14 protein-coding genes are annotated in these 15,380 nt (G+C 68.2%); 8 read left to right on the plus strand and 6 right to left on the minus strand.

Annotated features, from left to right (window positions below; translation table 11 throughout):
* Positions 1 to 210 precede the first annotated feature (210 nt).
* Positions 211 to 1,470, plus strand: coding sequence for a diguanylate cyclase (locus HXX10_RS17160; protein ID WP_296524007.1), 1,260 nt, complete (start codon positions 211 to 213; stop codon positions 1,468 to 1,470).
* Between the two features lie 48 nt (positions 1,471 to 1,518).
* On the opposite strand, the gene HXX10_RS17165 is transcribed toward HXX10_RS17160, so the two are convergent.
* Positions 1,519 to 2,364 (minus strand): hypothetical protein, encoded by an 846-nt coding sequence (locus HXX10_RS17165; protein WP_296524008.1) that lies wholly within the window; start codon positions 2,362 to 2,364, stop codon positions 1,519 to 1,521.
* 310 nt (positions 2,365 to 2,674) lie between these two features.
* On the minus strand, positions 2,675 to 2,992 hold the full coding sequence (locus tag HXX10_RS17170) for an Hpt domain-containing protein (RefSeq protein WP_296524009.1): 318 nt from the start codon (positions 2,990 to 2,992) through the stop codon (positions 2,675 to 2,677).
* 260 nt (positions 2,993 to 3,252) lie between these two features.
* Between HXX10_RS17170 and HXX10_RS17175 the strand changes: the two genes are divergently transcribed.
* Complete coding sequence (locus tag HXX10_RS17175; RefSeq protein ID WP_296524010.1) at positions 3,253 to 4,158, plus strand: sulfite oxidase heme-binding subunit YedZ; 906 nt, start codon at positions 3,253 to 3,255, stop codon at positions 4,156 to 4,158.
* Positions 4,159 to 4,311: 153 nt separating this feature from the next.
* Here the strand turns inward: HXX10_RS17175 and HXX10_RS17180 are convergent, their stop codons facing one another.
* The 3 genes from HXX10_RS17180 to miaA are packed head-to-tail and all read right to left on the minus strand — an operon-like array spanning position 4,312 to position 6,022.
* Positions 4,312 to 4,788 carry a DUF3800 domain-containing protein gene (locus tag HXX10_RS17180; RefSeq protein WP_296524011.1) on the minus strand — a complete coding sequence of 159 codons (477 nt, stop codon included), beginning with the start codon at positions 4,786 to 4,788 and terminating at the stop codon, positions 4,312 to 4,314.
* Between the two features lie 48 nt (positions 4,789 to 4,836).
* Positions 4,837 to 5,049, minus strand: coding sequence for a hypothetical protein (locus tag HXX10_RS17185; RefSeq protein WP_296524012.1), 213 nt, complete (start codon positions 5,047 to 5,049; stop codon positions 4,837 to 4,839).
* 52 nt (positions 5,050 to 5,101) lie between these two features.
* The gene (miaA, locus tag HXX10_RS17190; RefSeq protein WP_296524013.1) at positions 5,102 to 6,022 is read right to left on the minus strand and encodes a tRNA (adenosine(37)-N6)-dimethylallyltransferase MiaA; all 921 of its coding nucleotides are present in this window, start codon (positions 6,020 to 6,022) and stop codon (positions 5,102 to 5,104) included.
* A 319-nt stretch (positions 6,023 to 6,341) separates the two neighbouring features.
* Here miaA and HXX10_RS17195 point away from each other — a divergent pair, with 319 nt between their 5' ends.
* Both HXX10_RS17195 and HXX10_RS17200 read left to right on the plus strand, forming a co-directional pair.
* Positions 6,342 to 7,493 carry a PQQ-dependent sugar dehydrogenase gene (locus HXX10_RS17195; RefSeq protein ID WP_296524014.1) on the plus strand — a complete coding sequence of 384 codons (1,152 nt, stop codon included), beginning with the start codon at positions 6,342 to 6,344 and terminating at the stop codon, positions 7,491 to 7,493.
* A gap of 425 nt (positions 7,494 to 7,918) precedes the next feature.
* Positions 7,919 to 8,410 carry a hypothetical protein gene (locus HXX10_RS17200; protein ID WP_296524015.1) on the plus strand — a complete coding sequence of 164 codons (492 nt, stop codon included), beginning with the start codon at positions 7,919 to 7,921 and terminating at the stop codon, positions 8,408 to 8,410.
* A gap of 9 nt (positions 8,411 to 8,419) precedes the next feature.
* Here the strand turns inward: HXX10_RS17200 and HXX10_RS17205 are convergent, their stop codons facing one another.
* The gene (locus HXX10_RS17205) at positions 8,420 to 9,343 is read right to left on the minus strand and encodes an NAD-dependent epimerase/dehydratase family protein (protein ID WP_296524016.1); all 924 of its coding nucleotides are present in this window, start codon (positions 9,341 to 9,343) and stop codon (positions 8,420 to 8,422) included.
* A 274-nt stretch (positions 9,344 to 9,617) separates the two neighbouring features.
* Between HXX10_RS17205 and HXX10_RS17210 the strand changes: the two genes are divergently transcribed.
* From HXX10_RS17210 to HXX10_RS17225, 4 genes are all read left to right on the plus strand, one after another.
* Complete coding sequence (locus HXX10_RS17210) at positions 9,618 to 10,466, plus strand: hypothetical protein (RefSeq protein ID WP_296524017.1); 849 nt, start codon at positions 9,618 to 9,620, stop codon at positions 10,464 to 10,466.
* Between the two features lie 159 nt (positions 10,467 to 10,625).
* Positions 10,626 to 13,286 (plus strand): patatin-like phospholipase family protein, encoded by a 2,661-nt coding sequence (locus HXX10_RS17215; RefSeq protein ID WP_296524018.1) that lies wholly within the window; start codon positions 10,626 to 10,628, stop codon positions 13,284 to 13,286.
* 105 nt (positions 13,287 to 13,391) lie between these two features.
* Positions 13,392 to 13,937 (plus strand): DOMON-like domain-containing protein, encoded by a 546-nt coding sequence (locus tag HXX10_RS17220; RefSeq protein WP_296524019.1) that lies wholly within the window; start codon positions 13,392 to 13,394, stop codon positions 13,935 to 13,937.
* Positions 13,938 to 14,092: 155 nt separating this feature from the next.
* The gene (locus HXX10_RS17225; RefSeq protein ID WP_296524020.1) at positions 14,093 to 15,295 is read left to right on the plus strand and encodes a DUF1343 domain-containing protein; all 1,203 of its coding nucleotides are present in this window, start codon (positions 14,093 to 14,095) and stop codon (positions 15,293 to 15,295) included.
* Positions 15,296 to 15,380 lie beyond the last annotated feature (85 nt).

Genomic DNA, 15,380 nt, shown 5'->3' on the forward strand with positions numbered 1-15,380 from the left:
GCTCAAGAACGCTATGTGGTCAATTGGTTAAACTGTTCATAAATGCTTTGAACCTAGTCTTGCAGCGACCTCGATCCGGCGACCGGCTACCACGTCGGCCCGAGTCCGGAGCAATACATGCGCTCTAGCCAAATTGTACGATCAGGACTACTTCGACACACGACGAGCCCCGACGCGACTCCGATCGCCGAGAGCGTCCCGGACGGGCCCGTGATCGCCCTCTACGCCGCGACGGCGGAGCTCGACACGCTGCGCCACGCGCTCTCGCCACTGCCCCATGCCGTGCTGGAGCCTTGTGCCTGGCAACCCGGTGCGAGCCTGCCCGAGCGCCGTTTCGAGGCCGCCATCGTCACCGATTCGGTCGACCGGCCGCTGGAGCTGTGCGCCGCGGTTTCTCTGCATTGTCCGGTCCTTCTCGTCACACAGAATCCCGACTTCGAGTTCCGCCTTGCCGCCACCCGGGCCGGGGTCGACGCCGTGCTGTTCAGGCCGTTGGACGCCAACGAGCTGGTCGACTGGCTCGAGCGCAACATGGATCGGCGGAACAGCCAAAGGCTGTCGATTCTGGTGCTGGACGACGATTGCGTCCTCGCCGATCTCTACGCCGTGGCCCTGCAGGAGGCCGGCATGGAGGTGCAGGTGGTCGACACGGCGACCGCGGCCTTCGAGCGGCTGAATGCGGCGCTGCCCGACCTCATCCTCATGGACGTGCAGATGCCCGGCGTCGACGGGATCGAGACCGCCCGGATGATCCGGCAGTCCCGCCGCTATCTCTCGGTCCCCATCGTGTTCGTGTCGGGCGAGCGCGACGCCGTCCGCCAGATGGAGGCCCGCCGGTTCGGCGGCGACGAGTTCCTCAGCAAGCCGGTCGACCTCGACCATCTCGTCGCGCTCGTGCGCCTGCGCGCCGAGCGCGCCAAGCTGATGCGCTCGATCATGGAGCGCGACAGCCTGACCGGCCTCCTCAACCACAGCCGATTCAAGGAGCGGCTCGCCCACGAGCTGGAACGATGCCGCCGCACCGGCGGCGAGATCAGCCTGGCGATGATCGACATCGACCTGTTCAAGCAGATCAACGACACGCACGGCCATCTGATCGGCGACCGCGTCATCCGGGCCCTGTCCAGCTCGCTGGCGGCCGGGCTGCGCAAGATCGACATCATCGGCCGCTACGGCGGCGAGGAGTTCGGCGTGATCCTGCTCGACACGGCGCCGCAATCCGCTCACGCCGTGATCGACAAGCAGCGCCAGCGCTTCGCCGAGATCGAGTTCGACGCGGCGGGCTGCCGCTTCGGGACGAGCTTCAGCGCGGGGCTGGCGGGAAGCCGCCATTGCCCGAGTGTCGACGACATCATCCTGGCGGCCGACAGCGCCCTCTATGCCGCCAAGCAGGGCGGCCGCAACCGGACGATCGTGAGCCCGGACACGGACGGTCCGCTCGGCGCCCAGGATCGGGACCACATCCGATAAAACGCCGGGTTCCGTGCGAAAACGGCCGGATGGCGACTCCGGTCGCGATCACCGTAGTCGTCCACGACGACGACCGCCTTTGGTCTTGGCTTTGTAGTTTGGTGCGCCGGTCTTGGTCGACACCTTCGGTTCCGCTGCAGTCTGACTGGACGGTGCAGGTGCCGACGGTGTCGCCCGGACCGTGGGCTGAGCAGGAGCCGGCGGGGCCGACGGGATCGTCGGCTGGGCGGGAGCCGGCGGTGCCGAAAAGACCGCGGGCTCAGCAGGAGCCGATGGCGCCGCAGGGATCGCGGGAGCCGGCGGAGCCGCAGAAGCGGCGGGCTGAGCAGGAACCGGCGGAGCCGCAGGGATGGCGGGCTGAGTGGAAACCGACGACGCCGCCGGAGCGACGGGTGGAGCGGCCGCTCCTAAAACATCCTGCCCGGCCGCAGCCCTGGCGATCGGCGGGTCAGGCGACGCAGTCGGCAACTCACTGATCTCTTTCGGAAAGAGCCCGAACAGCGGCCTTGAAAACGCGAACAGCGGCCGTCTGGCTCGCCGAATCCGGAAGACGGACCAGACGGCTGCGGCCGCGATCGCGATCCCGACCTGATGGGTGGGAAACACCAGCAGAAGCGCCGTCAGCGCGATGGCGACCGTGCAAGCCTTGCCGAGTTTCTCGCGATCACTGACGATCAGCGCAAGCCGGCTTCGGTCCTCGCCGTCGAGGAAAAGGCCCATCGAGCGGTCGAGACTGAACGTCGTCCAGGCGCCCATGAGCCCGACCTGGCGCGCCCAGAGAAGGAACAAGGCGATTGCGAATGCGATCAACGCGATGAGAGCTCCGAGGGCCCCCGTGGCGTAACCGATGATGACCAGAAGAGCCGTCGCGAAGGCGGAAATCCAATATGTCATGATCGACCTCTTCACCCGGCTTGCGGGCTCTTCGAGGGTGCTGCTTTCCCAGCATCAGCAATCCAAAAATCAATTTGAAATAGATAGGCTCAATCCAGAAACGTGTAAAGCATCGGACATGACCGGCTCGACCCGCCAAACACCGGCCGACGCTTCGGCATGGTTTTTGGAGTTCGAGACCGTCGCATTCCCGTGCTCGGCTGCCGTGTTCACAGGAGCACAGGACAGGACGTGTGATACGCATCGCGCGTGCCGATTCAGCACAGCAGTGGCTTGCTCGCACCGGCAGCGAGCGTCTGACCTTCATCGGCTAGACCCTCGTCGTCTCCTCACCTCCGTCGATGGCGGCGAGCAACTGGCGCACCAGCGCGCGCACGAGTTCGGGGTCGCAGTCGCCCCGGCTCAACAGGCTGTCCAGCCGTTTCGCGGTCGCACCCAGATGGGCGAAGCCGAAGGTTCCGGCGGACCCCGCGAGGCGGTGCACGATCAGGCGAATCTCGGCGAAAACCTCCGCCGCGTCGGGCGCGATCGCCCCCTCCAGGTGCCGCAGGCGGTCGCCGTTCTCGATCAGCCGCGCCATGAACCGGTCGAACACCGCACGAAACGCCGGATTGGAGAGATCGAGCATCAGGGCCGCTCCCGGAGCACAGAGCCTGTCGGTCGGTGCGGTTCGACCGAACGCGATTGTTCCCATGCGACCCGGCACTGGCATCAGTTGTCGCCGAAGCGGCGGCGTGTTTCAAGGCTCCGAAGCACCGCGGCGCCACGCCGCGAGCGACCGCCGCTCGTCGAATCGTGACCGATCGTGACCGGCGTTTCCCTGCAATATCGCTCGCAGTCCGGCCCCGGTCGGGCTACGCCCGAGCGGTCGACGAGGTCCCCGAAGCAATGCCCTTTCTGCGTGAACGCTCCGGCCGCTGGTCTCCCCCGAAGATCGTGGCCTTCGTCCTCGTCGTGCTGCCGGCGCTGTGGATCGCGTGGCTGGCCGCGACCGGCGGGCTCGGCGCGCGCCCGTTCAACGAGGCGATCCACCAGTCGGGCTCCTGGGCCGTGCGGCTGCTGCTGGTGTCGCTGGCGATCACGCCGGCGCGGCGCATTTTTGGAGCGCCGAAGCTGATCCTCACGCGGCGCGTCATCGGGGTCGCGGCCTTCGCCTATGTGGCCCTCCACCTCACGCTCTATTGTTTCGACCAGAAGCTCGACCTCGTGAAGGTGGCGAGCGAGATCGCGCTGCGGATCTACCTCACCATCGGCTTCGTCGCCTTTCTCGGGCTGCTCGCGCTGGCCGTCACCTCGACGGATGGCATGGTGCGCCGGCTCGGCGGTCCGCGCTGGCAGGCGCTGCATCGGCTCGCCTACCCGATCGCGCTGCTGGCGATGCTGCATTTCCTGATGCAGACCAAGCTCGACGTCACCGAGTCGATGATGATGGCCGGCTTCCTGGTCTGGCTGCTGCTCTACCGCCTCGCCTACCGGGTTTTTGGCGAGGTCGGGCCGTGGCGGCTCGCAGTGCTGGCGGTCGTCGCCGCGATCGCGACCGCGCTCGGCGAGGCGGCGTGGTACGGCGTCACGACCGGGATAGACGCGACGCTCCTGCTCGCCGCCAATCTCGACGTCTCGTTCGGACTGCGCCCGGCCGGCTGGGTGCTGGTCACCGGCCTCGCGGTCGCCGCCGCCGCGGCGCTCCGCACCGTCATCCCGGCCGGGAAGACTCCGCGCGGCCAAGCAGGTCGGCGAGCGCCTGCTCTGGCGCGATCCACGGCCAGTCCGGGAGCTGGTGGCGGAACCAGGTGAACTGCCGCTTGGCACGAAAATGATGCTGCGACCGCCCGTAGAACCCCCGCTCCGCACTTGACCGAAGTCGGGGTGATCTCCATGTTCAAATCAAATGGATCGGGCTTTCTCGGTCGGCGTCTGGCCTCGGTGCAAACCGGGGCCTTTCGCTTTTCAGGGGAAGATTTTCAGGCCATACCCGTCGAACTGCCCCGCACGGCTGCGGCGGAACTTGGTCTGGACGATCTCGTACGCGCGGTTCGGCTGGGTAGGATCGATGACATGCCGCCCGACGGGGTGCGCGACCAAGTCCGCGAGCTGCAGCCCCGTCGAATTGTGCTTCTTGTCCATGAACCGGATGTCGAAGTTCGGCATTTTTCCGGCCCTATTGCGGCCGTCGCATATGCGCCGGAACTCCAGTTCGAGTCGGGCATCCTCCTTGGCGCCGCGACACTCGACCAGCAGGTGGGTCACCCGGTCGACCTGCTTCTTCTCGCTGAGAAAGTAGAACAGCCGCTCCATGCAGAAGGTCAGGCCGATCTCATAAGGATCGGCCGGCTCGCTGTACCGCTTGATGTGCTGCTGCTTGTCGATCACGGCCGCTATGATGGTGAAATCGGCAGCCTCTATGATCTCGCTGGTACGCGTCATGAATGCTTTGCGAGTTTCAGCGTCGCGGAGAATTCGAAAGTCGCCGTGCTACTTCCTGATGTCGTGTCCATGCAGCACGACGCCGTCGTGCCCCCAGAACTCGAACTTGAGCTGCTGAATCCGGGGAACGACGCTCTGAACGTAGGTGCCCTTTTCGAAGATACAGAACGCCGGCGAAAAGACCGGATAGCTCAGGTCTATCGACGTCAGGCTGTGATCGCCGCTCTCGTCGGCGTAGACGATGTAATCGCTGTAAGACATGACGCAATTTCCAGAAACAACTACCCAGGATTGCGCCTTTTTCCGAACATCCTCAAGCTGAAACACCCGCGCGGCCAAGCAGGTCGGCGAGAGCCTGCTCTGGCGCGATCCACGGCCAGTCCGGGAGCTGGTGGCGGAACCAGGTGAACTGCCGCTTGGCGTAGTGCCGGGTGTCCTGCTGGCCTTTCCGGATCGCGTCGTCGCGCGACATCTCGCCCGACAGGAGCTTCAGCAGGCCCGGAAAGCCGTGCGACCGCATGGCCGGCAGCAGCGGATCGAGCCCGCGTGCGTCCAGAGCCCGCACCTCGTCGAGCGCGCCGGCTTCCACCATGGCGACGAAACGCGCATCGATGCGGGCATAGAGCGCCGTCCGCTCCGGCGCCAGGAACACCGTGACGAGGCGGGCGCCGTCGAGCACCGGCGCCTCGGTCTCGGCGTGCCAGGCGGCGAGCGGCCGGCCGGTCGTGAGCAGCACTTCCAAGGCGCGGGCGACGCGCAATCGGTCGCGCACGTTCAGCCGCGCCGCCTCGCCGGCATCGCGCGCCGCCAGCTCCGCATGCAGGCCCTCGGGCCCGAGCCGTTCCAGCTTTTCACGCACGACGCCACGGATCTCCTCCGGCACCGGCGGCACCTTCGACAGGCCCTGCGTCAGCGCCTTGAAATAGAGCCCGGTGCCGCCGCAGAGCACCGGCACGCGGCCGAGCGCCCTCGCCTCGGCGATCGCGGCCCGCGCATCGGCCACGTAGTGCCCCACCGAGTAGTTCACGGCCGCATCGACATGCCCGTAGAGACGGTGCGGAAGGCGCGCCTCCTCGTCCGGCGTCGGCCGCGCCGTGATGATGCGGAGATCCCGGTAGACCTGCATCGAGTCGGCATTGATCACGACGCCGCCGAGCCGCTCGGCCAGCGTCAGCGCCAGCGCGGACTTGCCGCTCGCCGTCGGCCCGGCGATCAGGATGGCGTCGATGGACATGGGTCGGCTGCGGTATGTCGGGTCCGGTCGATCGGAAGCGGAATGTCGGGCAAGCCGTCATGGTCGGGACGGTGCCGGGACCCTAGCATATCCTGCGGATGGCTGACGCCGGCGGAGGCTCGACGGAGCCTCCGCGGCGAACCACCGCCGAGCTGATCGGTTGCCGACGCGACCCGACACGATACGATATATCGGGTCACGTGGACTGCGCAGGACTTCGCGTGCCCGACACCGCGGCGGCATCGCCGAGGCGCAGGTCACGCTGCCGCCGCACGGCTGGGCGATTCTGGCATCCTAGGAAACAAGCCCGGAGATCGGCATGGGACGTCGCCTCCTCGCCCCGGCCGGTGTGGTCCTGGCCGGCCTGCTGGCAGCAACGGCTTTCGTCCCGGCGCGCGCGCAAACGCCGAGCCCATCGCCCGAGCGGCGGATCACGACCGAGACCGGGCCGCTGAGCGTGCGCGTCGTCGCCGGCGGGCTCGTCCATCCCTGGGGCCTCGCCGTGCTGCCGGACGGCCGCATGCTGGTGACAGAGCGGCCGGGCCGGCTGCGCCTCGTCACCCGCGACGGTGCCGTGTCGGCGCCGCTCGGCGGCGTGCCCGCGGTGTTCGCGCAGGGCCAGGGCGGGCTTCTGGACGTCGCGCTCGATCCGGACTTCGCGACGAATGGGCTGGTCTACGTCTCGTACGCCGAGCCCGGCGACGGCGGCGCATCGACCGCCGTGGCGCGCGGCAAGCTCGGCGAGACCGCGCTCGGCGATGTCACGGTGATCTTCCGCCAGCTTCCGAAGGTGTCGGGCGGCAATCATTTCGGCTCGCGCCTCGCCTTTGCACGCGACGGCAATCTGTTCGTCACCACGGGCGAGCGGTTCAAGTTCGACCCGGCCCAGGATCTCGGCAGCCATCTCGGCAAGATCATCAGGATCCGCCCGGACGGTTCGGTGCCGCCTGACAATCCCTTCGTCGGAAAGCCGGGCGCGCGCCCGGAGATCTGGTCCTACGGTCACCGCAACGTGCAGGGCGCCGCCATCCATCCCGATACCGGGATCTTGTGGGAGCACGAGATGGGCCCGCGCGGCGGCGACGAGCTGAACATCCCGCAGGCCGGCAAGAACTACGGCTGGCCGCTGGTGAGCTGGGGCACGCATTACGACGGCCGCCCGATCCCGTTGCCGCCGACGCGGCCGGACCTTTCCGACGCGATCCGCCAGTGGACGCCGGTGATCGCCCCGTCCGGCATGGCGTTCTACACGGCCGAGCGCATCCGCGGCTGGCGCGGCAGCCTGCTGATCGGCGGCCTCATGGCCCGCGGCATCGTGCGGCTCACGCTCGACGGAGAGCGCGTGACGGCCGAGGAACGCATCCCGCTCGGCGCCCGCATCCGCAACGTGACGCAAGGCCTCGACGGCGAGGTCCTTGCGCTGACCGACGAGGACGACGGCAAGATCTTGCGGCTGGCGCCGGCCGAATGAGATCGTGCCGAGCGGGGACCACCGCGCGCGATCGGAGCAGGCGCATCAGATCGACGATGGGCGCGCAGACGCGCAGACGCGTAAGGACAGCGCCTTCTCTCTGCGACGCTTCCGTGAAACACCCTCCCGTTTTCGCAAGACGCGGGAAGATGTGTCCCGTTCTGCCGTCATGAAGATCACGTGCAACGAACGATAACGTGCCGCTGGAACTGATTCGCCCCGGACGGACTTGGATCCATCGTCGCGAACGGCACGTGATCAGAAAGCAGCGTTTCCGGACGACATCGGAACGCCGCGTCATCGAGCCAGACCGTCATCGAGCCGGGCTGTCATCAAACAGTCCGACAGGAGCACCTAAGAACCCGACAACAAGACGTAAGAACGGGAGTGCCGCAGACGTAACCTCACCAAGGTTGGAGACCGTGATGGACTCGCAAGCGCATCTCGAGCATTCCACAGAGACCGACAAACCCCACCCGCTGGCGCCGGAGCAAGCACCCCCGCGCGTGCACGCCGCCATCGACCGCACGGCGAATGCCGGATCCGAGATGATCGGTCAGAACACCGCGATGGCCCAACGTCTGCTCGTCGCCGGCGCCGAGATGACGTTGCAGGTGAATTCGTGCGCCCGCGCCAATCTCGATCTGGTCACGCGGTCCAATGCCGAGCTGATGGAAGCCATGTGGAGCGCGTCGCAGGACTGGTCGCGCTGCACCCGCGGCTATGTCGAGTACATCATGGGCGAACGGCTGAACGCGTTCCTGCGCCACCGCACGCCGCAGCATCTCGCCGTCTTCCAGGCGGACATGTTCCACACCGGCGTCGCAGCCGCGCTCGATTACGTCCGCATGGGCACGGCCGGCGTCGATCCGCAGGCGACCCGATCCGCCGGCGCGCTCGACCGATCGGCGCCCTGAGTCTCGCTCTCACGCCGGCGCGTCGCGGGCGAGCCGCTCCAGCCCCGCGGCGGTCGTCACCGCCGGCGTCCAGCCGAGCGCGGCGAGCGCGGCGGCATCGACCACCAGCGGCTCGGCGAGGCGGCGGAACGCCTCGGCGCGCCCACTCGCGTGCAGCGCGGCCCGCAGCAGCGACACCGGAACCGGCAACAGGCCCGGCCGGCGACCGAGCCCACGCCGCAGCGCCGCGACCATCTCGCCGACCGTCAGCGCATCGCGGTCGGCGACGACGAAAGCGCACCGCAGCGGCCCCGGTGCGGCCAGCACGGTCGCGACCGCGCCGGAGAGATTGTCGAGGGCGAGCAGCGAGCGGCGCGCCGTCAGCGATCCGAACGGCAGCGGCCAGGACGAGCGGGCGAGCCTCAAGAGCTCGGCCATGTTGCCCCGCATGCCGGGGGCGTAGACCAGCACGGGCCGCAGCGCGACCCAGTCGATGTCGAGCGTCGCCAGCCCCTGCTCGGCCGCGAGCTTCGATTCGCCGTAGGCGGATTCCGGTGCGGCCGTGCCCGCCTCGGTGAGGACGTGGGCGGCGCTCGGGCCGGCCTGCGCCCGGATCGAGGAGAGAAAGACGAAGCGCTTCACGCCGGCGCGCTGGGCGGCGCGGGCCAGCGCCACGGTCGCCTCGGTGTTCATCGCCCGGTAGTCGTCGGCCGGTCGGCCGGTGAGATCGGGCGTCAGCGCGGCCGAATGGACGATCGCATCGACCCCCTCCAGCGCCGCCGCCATGTTTTGGGGCCGGGCGATGTCGCCGATCACGGCGCCGGTCGCCTCCGCCGGCAACTCGGCCGGCCGGCGCAGCAGCGCCCGCACCCTGAAACCCTGCGCCGGCAGGGCCTGCAGCAGATGGCGGCCGATGAACCCGGTCGCACCCGTCACGGCGATCAGCGGCGCCATCGCGTCCTCCCGGCTCGTGGCCGACCCTCGGCCCCGGCGAGCCTAACAGCAAGACCGTACGCCGCAATTCCTGTGGCACAGCCTACCCTTCCGGGGGCGACCGCAGGCGGAGCCGCCCTTCGCCGTCCCGCGCTTCGGCACCAACCGGTCGCGCTCCCGGACGGGGGAAGACGCCTCCTCCCAATACCACTTTATGTTGCAGCAAAGGCTATGGGTGGTATTCTACAACATCAGGGTTGCACAACTTTCGGGCCCCTCACAGCCGGAGGCGACAATGCAGCTTGGACAGACCGGATTCGGACGTTTCGGCGCGGTAGTCCTGCTGGCGTCGATCGTGTCGACCTCGCCGGGCCATGCGGAGGACTGCGGCCGCCTCGGCGGTGCTGGAGGGCCGTTGACCGACCGCAGCCTCTATGTCCGGGCGTCTGGCAACGGTTGGGCGAAGCTCGACTGGTCGCGACCCGACCTCGCCAACCGCAAGGTCGAGTTCGCCTACGTGATCGTCGAGAGCTTCGCCGAGGCCCGCTCCGGCGTGCTGGTCATCAAGTCGGGCCGCGTCGGCGGCAACGGCGAGCCGGCGACCCGATGGAGCGGCCGTGTCAAGCTGGTGCGGGTCGCCCAGACTTTCGACAACGGCCGGTGCGGTACGGTCGCGCCGTTCGGCGGCGACGTCCCGACCCGCTCCTACGACGATTATCACGACCACGGCCTGCGGGTGAAGGAGACCGACAAGCTCGACGCCTTCCATTTCCGCTACGCGGCGCGGCGATCCGGGTGCCGGCGCACCAACGACAACGCGCCCGATTCCTATGTGGCGGTCGACATGCGCAGCAATCTCGGCCAGTTCTCGTTCGACCCCGCGGTCGTCTCCGGCGGCACCTACAGCCAGGCTCTCGACTGGTTCCGGCCTTCTCCGGCCTACGCCAGCTCCGCCGGGCTCGCCGAGCAGCGCGTCGAGACCAAGCAGTACCGCACCGTCACGAGCCAGCCGGTCTGCGTGTTCTTCTCCCTCGATGTGGGCGGCTCGGGGAGCTTCCTCAGGATCAACGACCTCGAGGCGCTGGTGAGCGGCGGCAGGCGCTTCACCCGCGCCGACGAGCTGCGCTGGCCGCTGGTGCCGTAGAGCACGATCCCGAGCACCGGCCCCCCGGCCCCCCGGCCCTCGGTGACGATCGTGCTCCCGACAAAGAGATGGAGCGGTGCGGCGGCGCGAAGATTTGCCGTCCCGCCCTGGACGGTCCGGTCCGGCGACGCCCATTCGGCGCACGACGACAGGTGCCTCATGACGGATCGCAGTGAACCGAAGCCCGACGCCGCGAACACGGCCGCGCCGTCCGGCACCGACCTCCTGTCGAGCGACCAGCAGCACATCATGCTGGCGCGCGAGCAGCAGCATATCGCGACGGGGCGCGGCAAGCGGCTCGGCGCCTGCGCCGAAACCGCCCCGTGGTGCGGCATCGGGCTGTCGGGAGGCGGCATCCGCTCGGCATCGCTGGCGCTCGGCGTGATGCAGGTGCTGGCCGAGAACGATCTGATCCGGCGATTCGACTACATCTCGTCGGTGTCGGGCGGCGGCTATCTCGGCGCCTCGCTGCAATGGTGGTGGTCGCGGGAGCCGCGTGATGATCCGCGCGACCCGCACGCGGCGAGGTTCGGACTGGGGCCGACCGACTTCCCCTATGCCTCCGAGGCGCCGCCGCCGGACAACGATTGCCGCGCGCCGGCGCGGCCCACGCCGCACGCCCCGCCCGACCCGGAACCCGCGGCGCACGAGACGCCGCTCGACCGCGCCCGCCGCAACCTCGCGTTCCTGCGTGCCCACGGCTCGTACCTGACCGCCGGGGACGGGATGAGCGCCTGGTCGATGCTCGCCGTCCTGCTGCGGACGATCGTCATCAGCCTCCTGATCTGGATTCCGCTGCTGACGCTCGCCTTTACGATCGTCACTGTGTTCAATCACCACGTGATCGACCCGCTCGCCCGCGCCACCGAGCTGTGGTCACCGATCGGCGACTCCTGGGCGGCTTGGTCGAGCACCAACAAACCTTGCACGGACTCGGACTTCGCCTGCCATCTGCGCTATCCGGCGTTCTACGCCGTCCTGATGTATCTGTTCTATCTGATCTGCTTCCTCTTCGTCTGCGCCGCCGTGGTGTTCGCCCTGCACAGTCGGGATCCGCAGGCGTCCGAGCGGAGTCACCACGCCGCTCGCATCGTCGTCACGCTGCTCGCTGCGCTCGGACTTTACCTCGTTTCCTCCCAATACCACGACCTCGACGGCACTGTGCGGCTCGCCCTGATCGCGGGTGTCGTCCTGCTGATCATGGGAACGACGACCACGATCGTCGACATGCTGACGCCGCCGACGCTCCGCCCCAGCTACTTTCTGCGGCGCTCGCTCGAACGGTTCATGGGGGCGCTCTTCGTTCCGACGCTCGTGATCCTCGCTGTTGCGACCGTGCCGATCATTCCACAATACTTGGCGAGTCCGACAGGACCCAAGGCGATCGCCACCTATGGTCCGGTCGGCGGCGTCGTCGTCCTGCTGGGCGGCGTGATCTCGGCCCTCTACGGCTACTACACGTTCCTGCGCAACATCGTGCCGGGAACGGTCGGCAAGATCGCCGCGACCGCCGGCGCACTGCTCTATCTCTACGGCACCCTGATCCTCGCTTATGTCGCCTCTGCGGCCGCGTTTTTCTTTCTGCTCGACACGCGCTCGGTGTCGAGCGAATTCAATCCCCTGACCTTCGTTGCCATCTTCGGATCGATCCTGCTGGCGGCTTTTCTCGGCTGGCGGGCGAACATCAATCTCGTCGGTCTGCATCGCTTCTACCGCGACCGGCTGATGGAAGCGTTCATGCCGACCGACGCTTCGGTGACCGCGATGAAGGCCCGCTACTCCGCCGTCGCCGACACCATGACGGTCACGAGGTTCAAGGACTCGTCGCTGCCCGACCCGGAAAACAACGATTTCGTCCCACGCCCCTATCCGCTGATCAACACCAATGTGATTCTGATCAGGGACGAGGACCAGAAGGTCAGGCGGCGCGGCGGCGACAACTTCATCGTGTCGCCGCTCTTCATCGGCAGCACCGTCACGGGCTGGCAGCCGACCGACGAGTATCTCGCCCGCAACGGAGCGCTGACCTTCGCCACCGCGATGGCGGCGTCGGGCGCCGCCGCCAATGCCCGGGCCGGCTACATCGGCACCGGCATCACCATGAACCCGTTCGTCTCGGCAGTGATGTCGCTGCTCAACGTGCGGCTCGGCCTGTGGGTGGGCAATCCGTCCAGCCGATCGAGGACCATCAAGGCCGTCCCCAACTTCTTCAATCCTGGCCTGTGGGCCGGCATCTTCGGTCGCGCCCACAACCGGCACAGCCGGTTCCTCGAACTGACGGACGGCGGGCATTTCGAGAATCTCGGGCTGTACGAGCTGGTGCGGCGGAGGCTCGCCGTCATCCTGATCGTCGACGGCGAGGCGGACCCGGCGATCAGCCTGCGATCGCTGGTGTCGGCGCGCGGGCGCATCGAGCAGGACTTCGGCGCAACCCTGTCGCTGTTCGACGGGCTCGGCCCCGAGCGGCTGCTGATGCAGCCCGAAAAGGACTACCCGGCCGGCGTGCGCTACGCCCAGGCGCCGTTCCTGGTCGGCGAGATCATCTACGAGGACGGCAGCATCGGCACGCTGATTTACGTGAAGTCGACCCTGATCAAGAGCATGGACTTCGCCACCCGCGGCTATCTCGCGTCCAATCCCGAGTTCCCGCATCAGTCGACGGTCGATCAGTTCTTCGATCCGGACCAGTTCGAGGCGTATCGTCGCCTCGGCCACCAAGCCGGAACGCGCGTCATCGACGACCTGGATCTGGTGACGACGATCCACAAGCCGACCGAGATCGTCGCCCGCTATCGCGGCGGCCGGGCGGGCCGCCGCTGACGCCCGGCGGCCACGGACGCGGCGGCCGGCGCGGCAGGCGACCCGCCGAAAGCACAACGGCGAGGTCCGTTTCCATGGAGACGGGACTCGCTCTAGAGTGCCGCCATGCTCCTTCCCCTCCGCCGTCACCCGGATTCGCCGAACGCAGCCGCGACCGACGTCACCGTCGAGGTCGCACGGCCGGCGGCCGGTCGGCTGCTGCTGACCTGGATCGTCACCGGTGCGATCACAGCCATCCGCATCCCGCCACCGGAGACGCCGGCGCGCGCCGACGAGCTGTGGCGGCACACCTGCTTCGAGGCTTTCGTCCGGGCGCCGCCGGGCTCCGCGTATTACGAATTCAACTTTTCTCCGTCGACGTGCTGGGCGGCCTATCGGTTCGACTTCTACCGCAGCGGAATGCGCGTCGCCGACGAGATCGGCGCGCCGCTGATCGAGGCGCAATCACGCGCCGACGGCTGGGTGCTGCAGGCCGCGCTGGAGCTCGATCGCCTCTCAGCGCTACCGTGCGACGCCCCGTTGCATCTCGGCCTGTCGGCCGTGATCGAGGATACCAACGGCCGCCTGTCCTATTGGGCGCTGGCACACCCCCCCGGAAAACCGGACTTCCATCACGCCGACGGCTTTGCGCATGACCTGCTGCCGGCGTAGAGCATGTCATCGTCACGTGACAAACTGTTTTAGGACATGATCCCAGCCGTGGTTTCGCTCGACCGTCTTCGCCGCCTCGACCTGGTGCACTCTTACCCTCTCCCGGAGGGAGAGGTGAAGCGGAGAGCTCCGCGCGAGTGGCGTCGGGTGCCGTCATGAACTTCGGAATCGACCGCCTCGTCGCCGAGCCGGCCTTGCGGGCGCCGCTCGCCGGCCGTCGCGTCGCCCTGCTGGCGCATCCGGCCTCCGTCACCAAAGATCTGACGCACTCGCTCGATGCGCTGGCCGGCTGCGGCGACCTGACGATCGGCGCGGCCTTCGGCCCGCAGCACGGTCTGCGCGGCGACAAGCAGGACAACATGATCGAGTCGCCGGATTTCTTGGATCCGGCGCACGGCATCCCGGTGTTCAGCCTGTACGGCGAGGTGCGCAAGCCGACCGACGCGATGATGGACACGTTCGACGTGATGCTGGTCGACCTCCAGGATCTCGGCTGCCGCATCTACACCTTCATCACCACGCTGCGTTACGTGCTGGAAGCGGCCGCGCGCCACCGCAAGGCCGTGTGGGTGCTGGATCGTCCCAATCCGGCCGGCCGGCCGGTCGAGGGGCTGACGCTGCGCGCCGGCCAGGAGAGCTTTGTCGGCGCCGGTCCGCTGCCGATGCGGCACGGCCTCACGCTGGGAGAACTCGGCGCCTGGTTCGTCGCCACGCTGAAGCTCGATGTCGAGTATCGCGTCGTCGAGATGCAGGGCTGGCGGCCCGAGGCGGCGCCGGGCTTCGGCTGGCCGCTCGGCGAGCGGACCTGGATCAACCCCAGCCCCAACGCGCCGAACCTGTTCATGGCGCGGGCCTATGCCGGCACCGTGATGCTCGAGGGCACGACCCTGTCGGAGGGGCGCGGCACCACGCGGCCGCTCGAGCTGTTCGGCGCACCCGACATCGATGCGCGGGCCGTGATGGCGGAGATGCGGGCGCTGGCGCCGCAATGGCTCGCCGGCTGTGCCTTGCGCGAGATCTGGTTCGAGCCGACCTTCCACAAGCATGCTGGAAAGCTCTGCCACGGCGTGCAGATCCACACCGAGGGTCCCGGCTACGACCACGCGGCGTTCAGGCCCTGGCGCCTGCAGGCGCTCGCCTTCAAGGCGATCCGCCGCCTGTATCCGGACTACCCGCTGTGGCGGGATTTTGCCTACGAGTACGAGCACGGCCGGCTCGCCATCGACGTCATCAACGGCGGCCCGTTGCTGCGCGAATGGGTCGACGACGCGGCGGCGACCCCGCAGGACCTCGACGCGCTGACGCGGCCTGACGAGCAGGCCTGGGCGGACGAGCGCCGGCCGTTTCTCGAGTATTGACGGGCCGCGCCGCCCGCCCTCGCCGCTCCCGGCGCGCCGCGCCAAAAGCCCTTCCGCCGCCCGCTCCAGGTGCTAAACCGGGGCC

The sequence above is a fragment of the Rhodoplanes sp. genome (assembly GCF_013377085.1).
GTDB lineage: Bacteria > Pseudomonadota > Alphaproteobacteria > Rhizobiales > Xanthobacteraceae > Rhodoplanes.

What these genes read in the sequence shown, in the direction of transcription:
- HXX10_RS17170 (WP_296524009.1), bottom strand. Translation starts at nt 2,992, where the DNA reads ATGCTCGATCTCTCCAATCCGGCGTTTCGTGCGGTGTTCGACCGGTTC.
- miaA (WP_296524013.1), bottom strand. Translation starts at nt 6,022, where the DNA reads ATGTCCATCGACGCCATCCTGATCGCCGGGCCGACGGCGAGCGGCAAG.
- HXX10_RS17180 (WP_296524011.1), bottom strand. Translation starts at nt 4,788, where the DNA reads ATGACGCGTACCAGCGAGATCATAGAGGCTGCCGATTTCACCATCATA.
- HXX10_RS17215 (WP_296524018.1), top strand. Translation starts at nt 10,626, where the DNA reads ATGACGGATCGCAGTGAACCGAAGCCCGACGCCGCGAACACGGCCGCG.
- HXX10_RS17225 (WP_296524020.1), top strand. Translation starts at nt 14,093, where the DNA reads ATGAACTTCGGAATCGACCGCCTCGTCGCCGAGCCGGCCTTGCGGGCG.
- HXX10_RS17205 (WP_296524016.1), bottom strand. Translation starts at nt 9,343, where the DNA reads ATGGCGCCGCTGATCGCCGTGACGGGTGCGACCGGGTTCATCGGCCGC.
- HXX10_RS17175 (WP_296524010.1), top strand. Translation starts at nt 3,253, where the DNA reads ATGCCCTTTCTGCGTGAACGCTCCGGCCGCTGGTCTCCCCCGAAGATC.
- HXX10_RS17165 (WP_296524008.1), bottom strand. Translation starts at nt 2,364, where the DNA reads ATGACATATTGGATTTCCGCCTTCGCGACGGCTCTTCTGGTCATCATC.
- HXX10_RS17210 (WP_296524017.1), top strand. Translation starts at nt 9,618, where the DNA reads ATGCAGCTTGGACAGACCGGATTCGGACGTTTCGGCGCGGTAGTCCTG.
- HXX10_RS17200 (WP_296524015.1), top strand. Translation starts at nt 7,919, where the DNA reads ATGGACTCGCAAGCGCATCTCGAGCATTCCACAGAGACCGACAAACCC.
- HXX10_RS17220 (WP_296524019.1), top strand. Translation starts at nt 13,392, where the DNA reads ATGCTCCTTCCCCTCCGCCGTCACCCGGATTCGCCGAACGCAGCCGCG.
- HXX10_RS17185 (WP_296524012.1), bottom strand. Translation starts at nt 5,049, where the DNA reads ATGTCTTACAGCGATTACATCGTCTACGCCGACGAGAGCGGCGATCAC.
- HXX10_RS17195 (WP_296524014.1), top strand. Translation starts at nt 6,342, where the DNA reads ATGGGACGTCGCCTCCTCGCCCCGGCCGGTGTGGTCCTGGCCGGCCTG.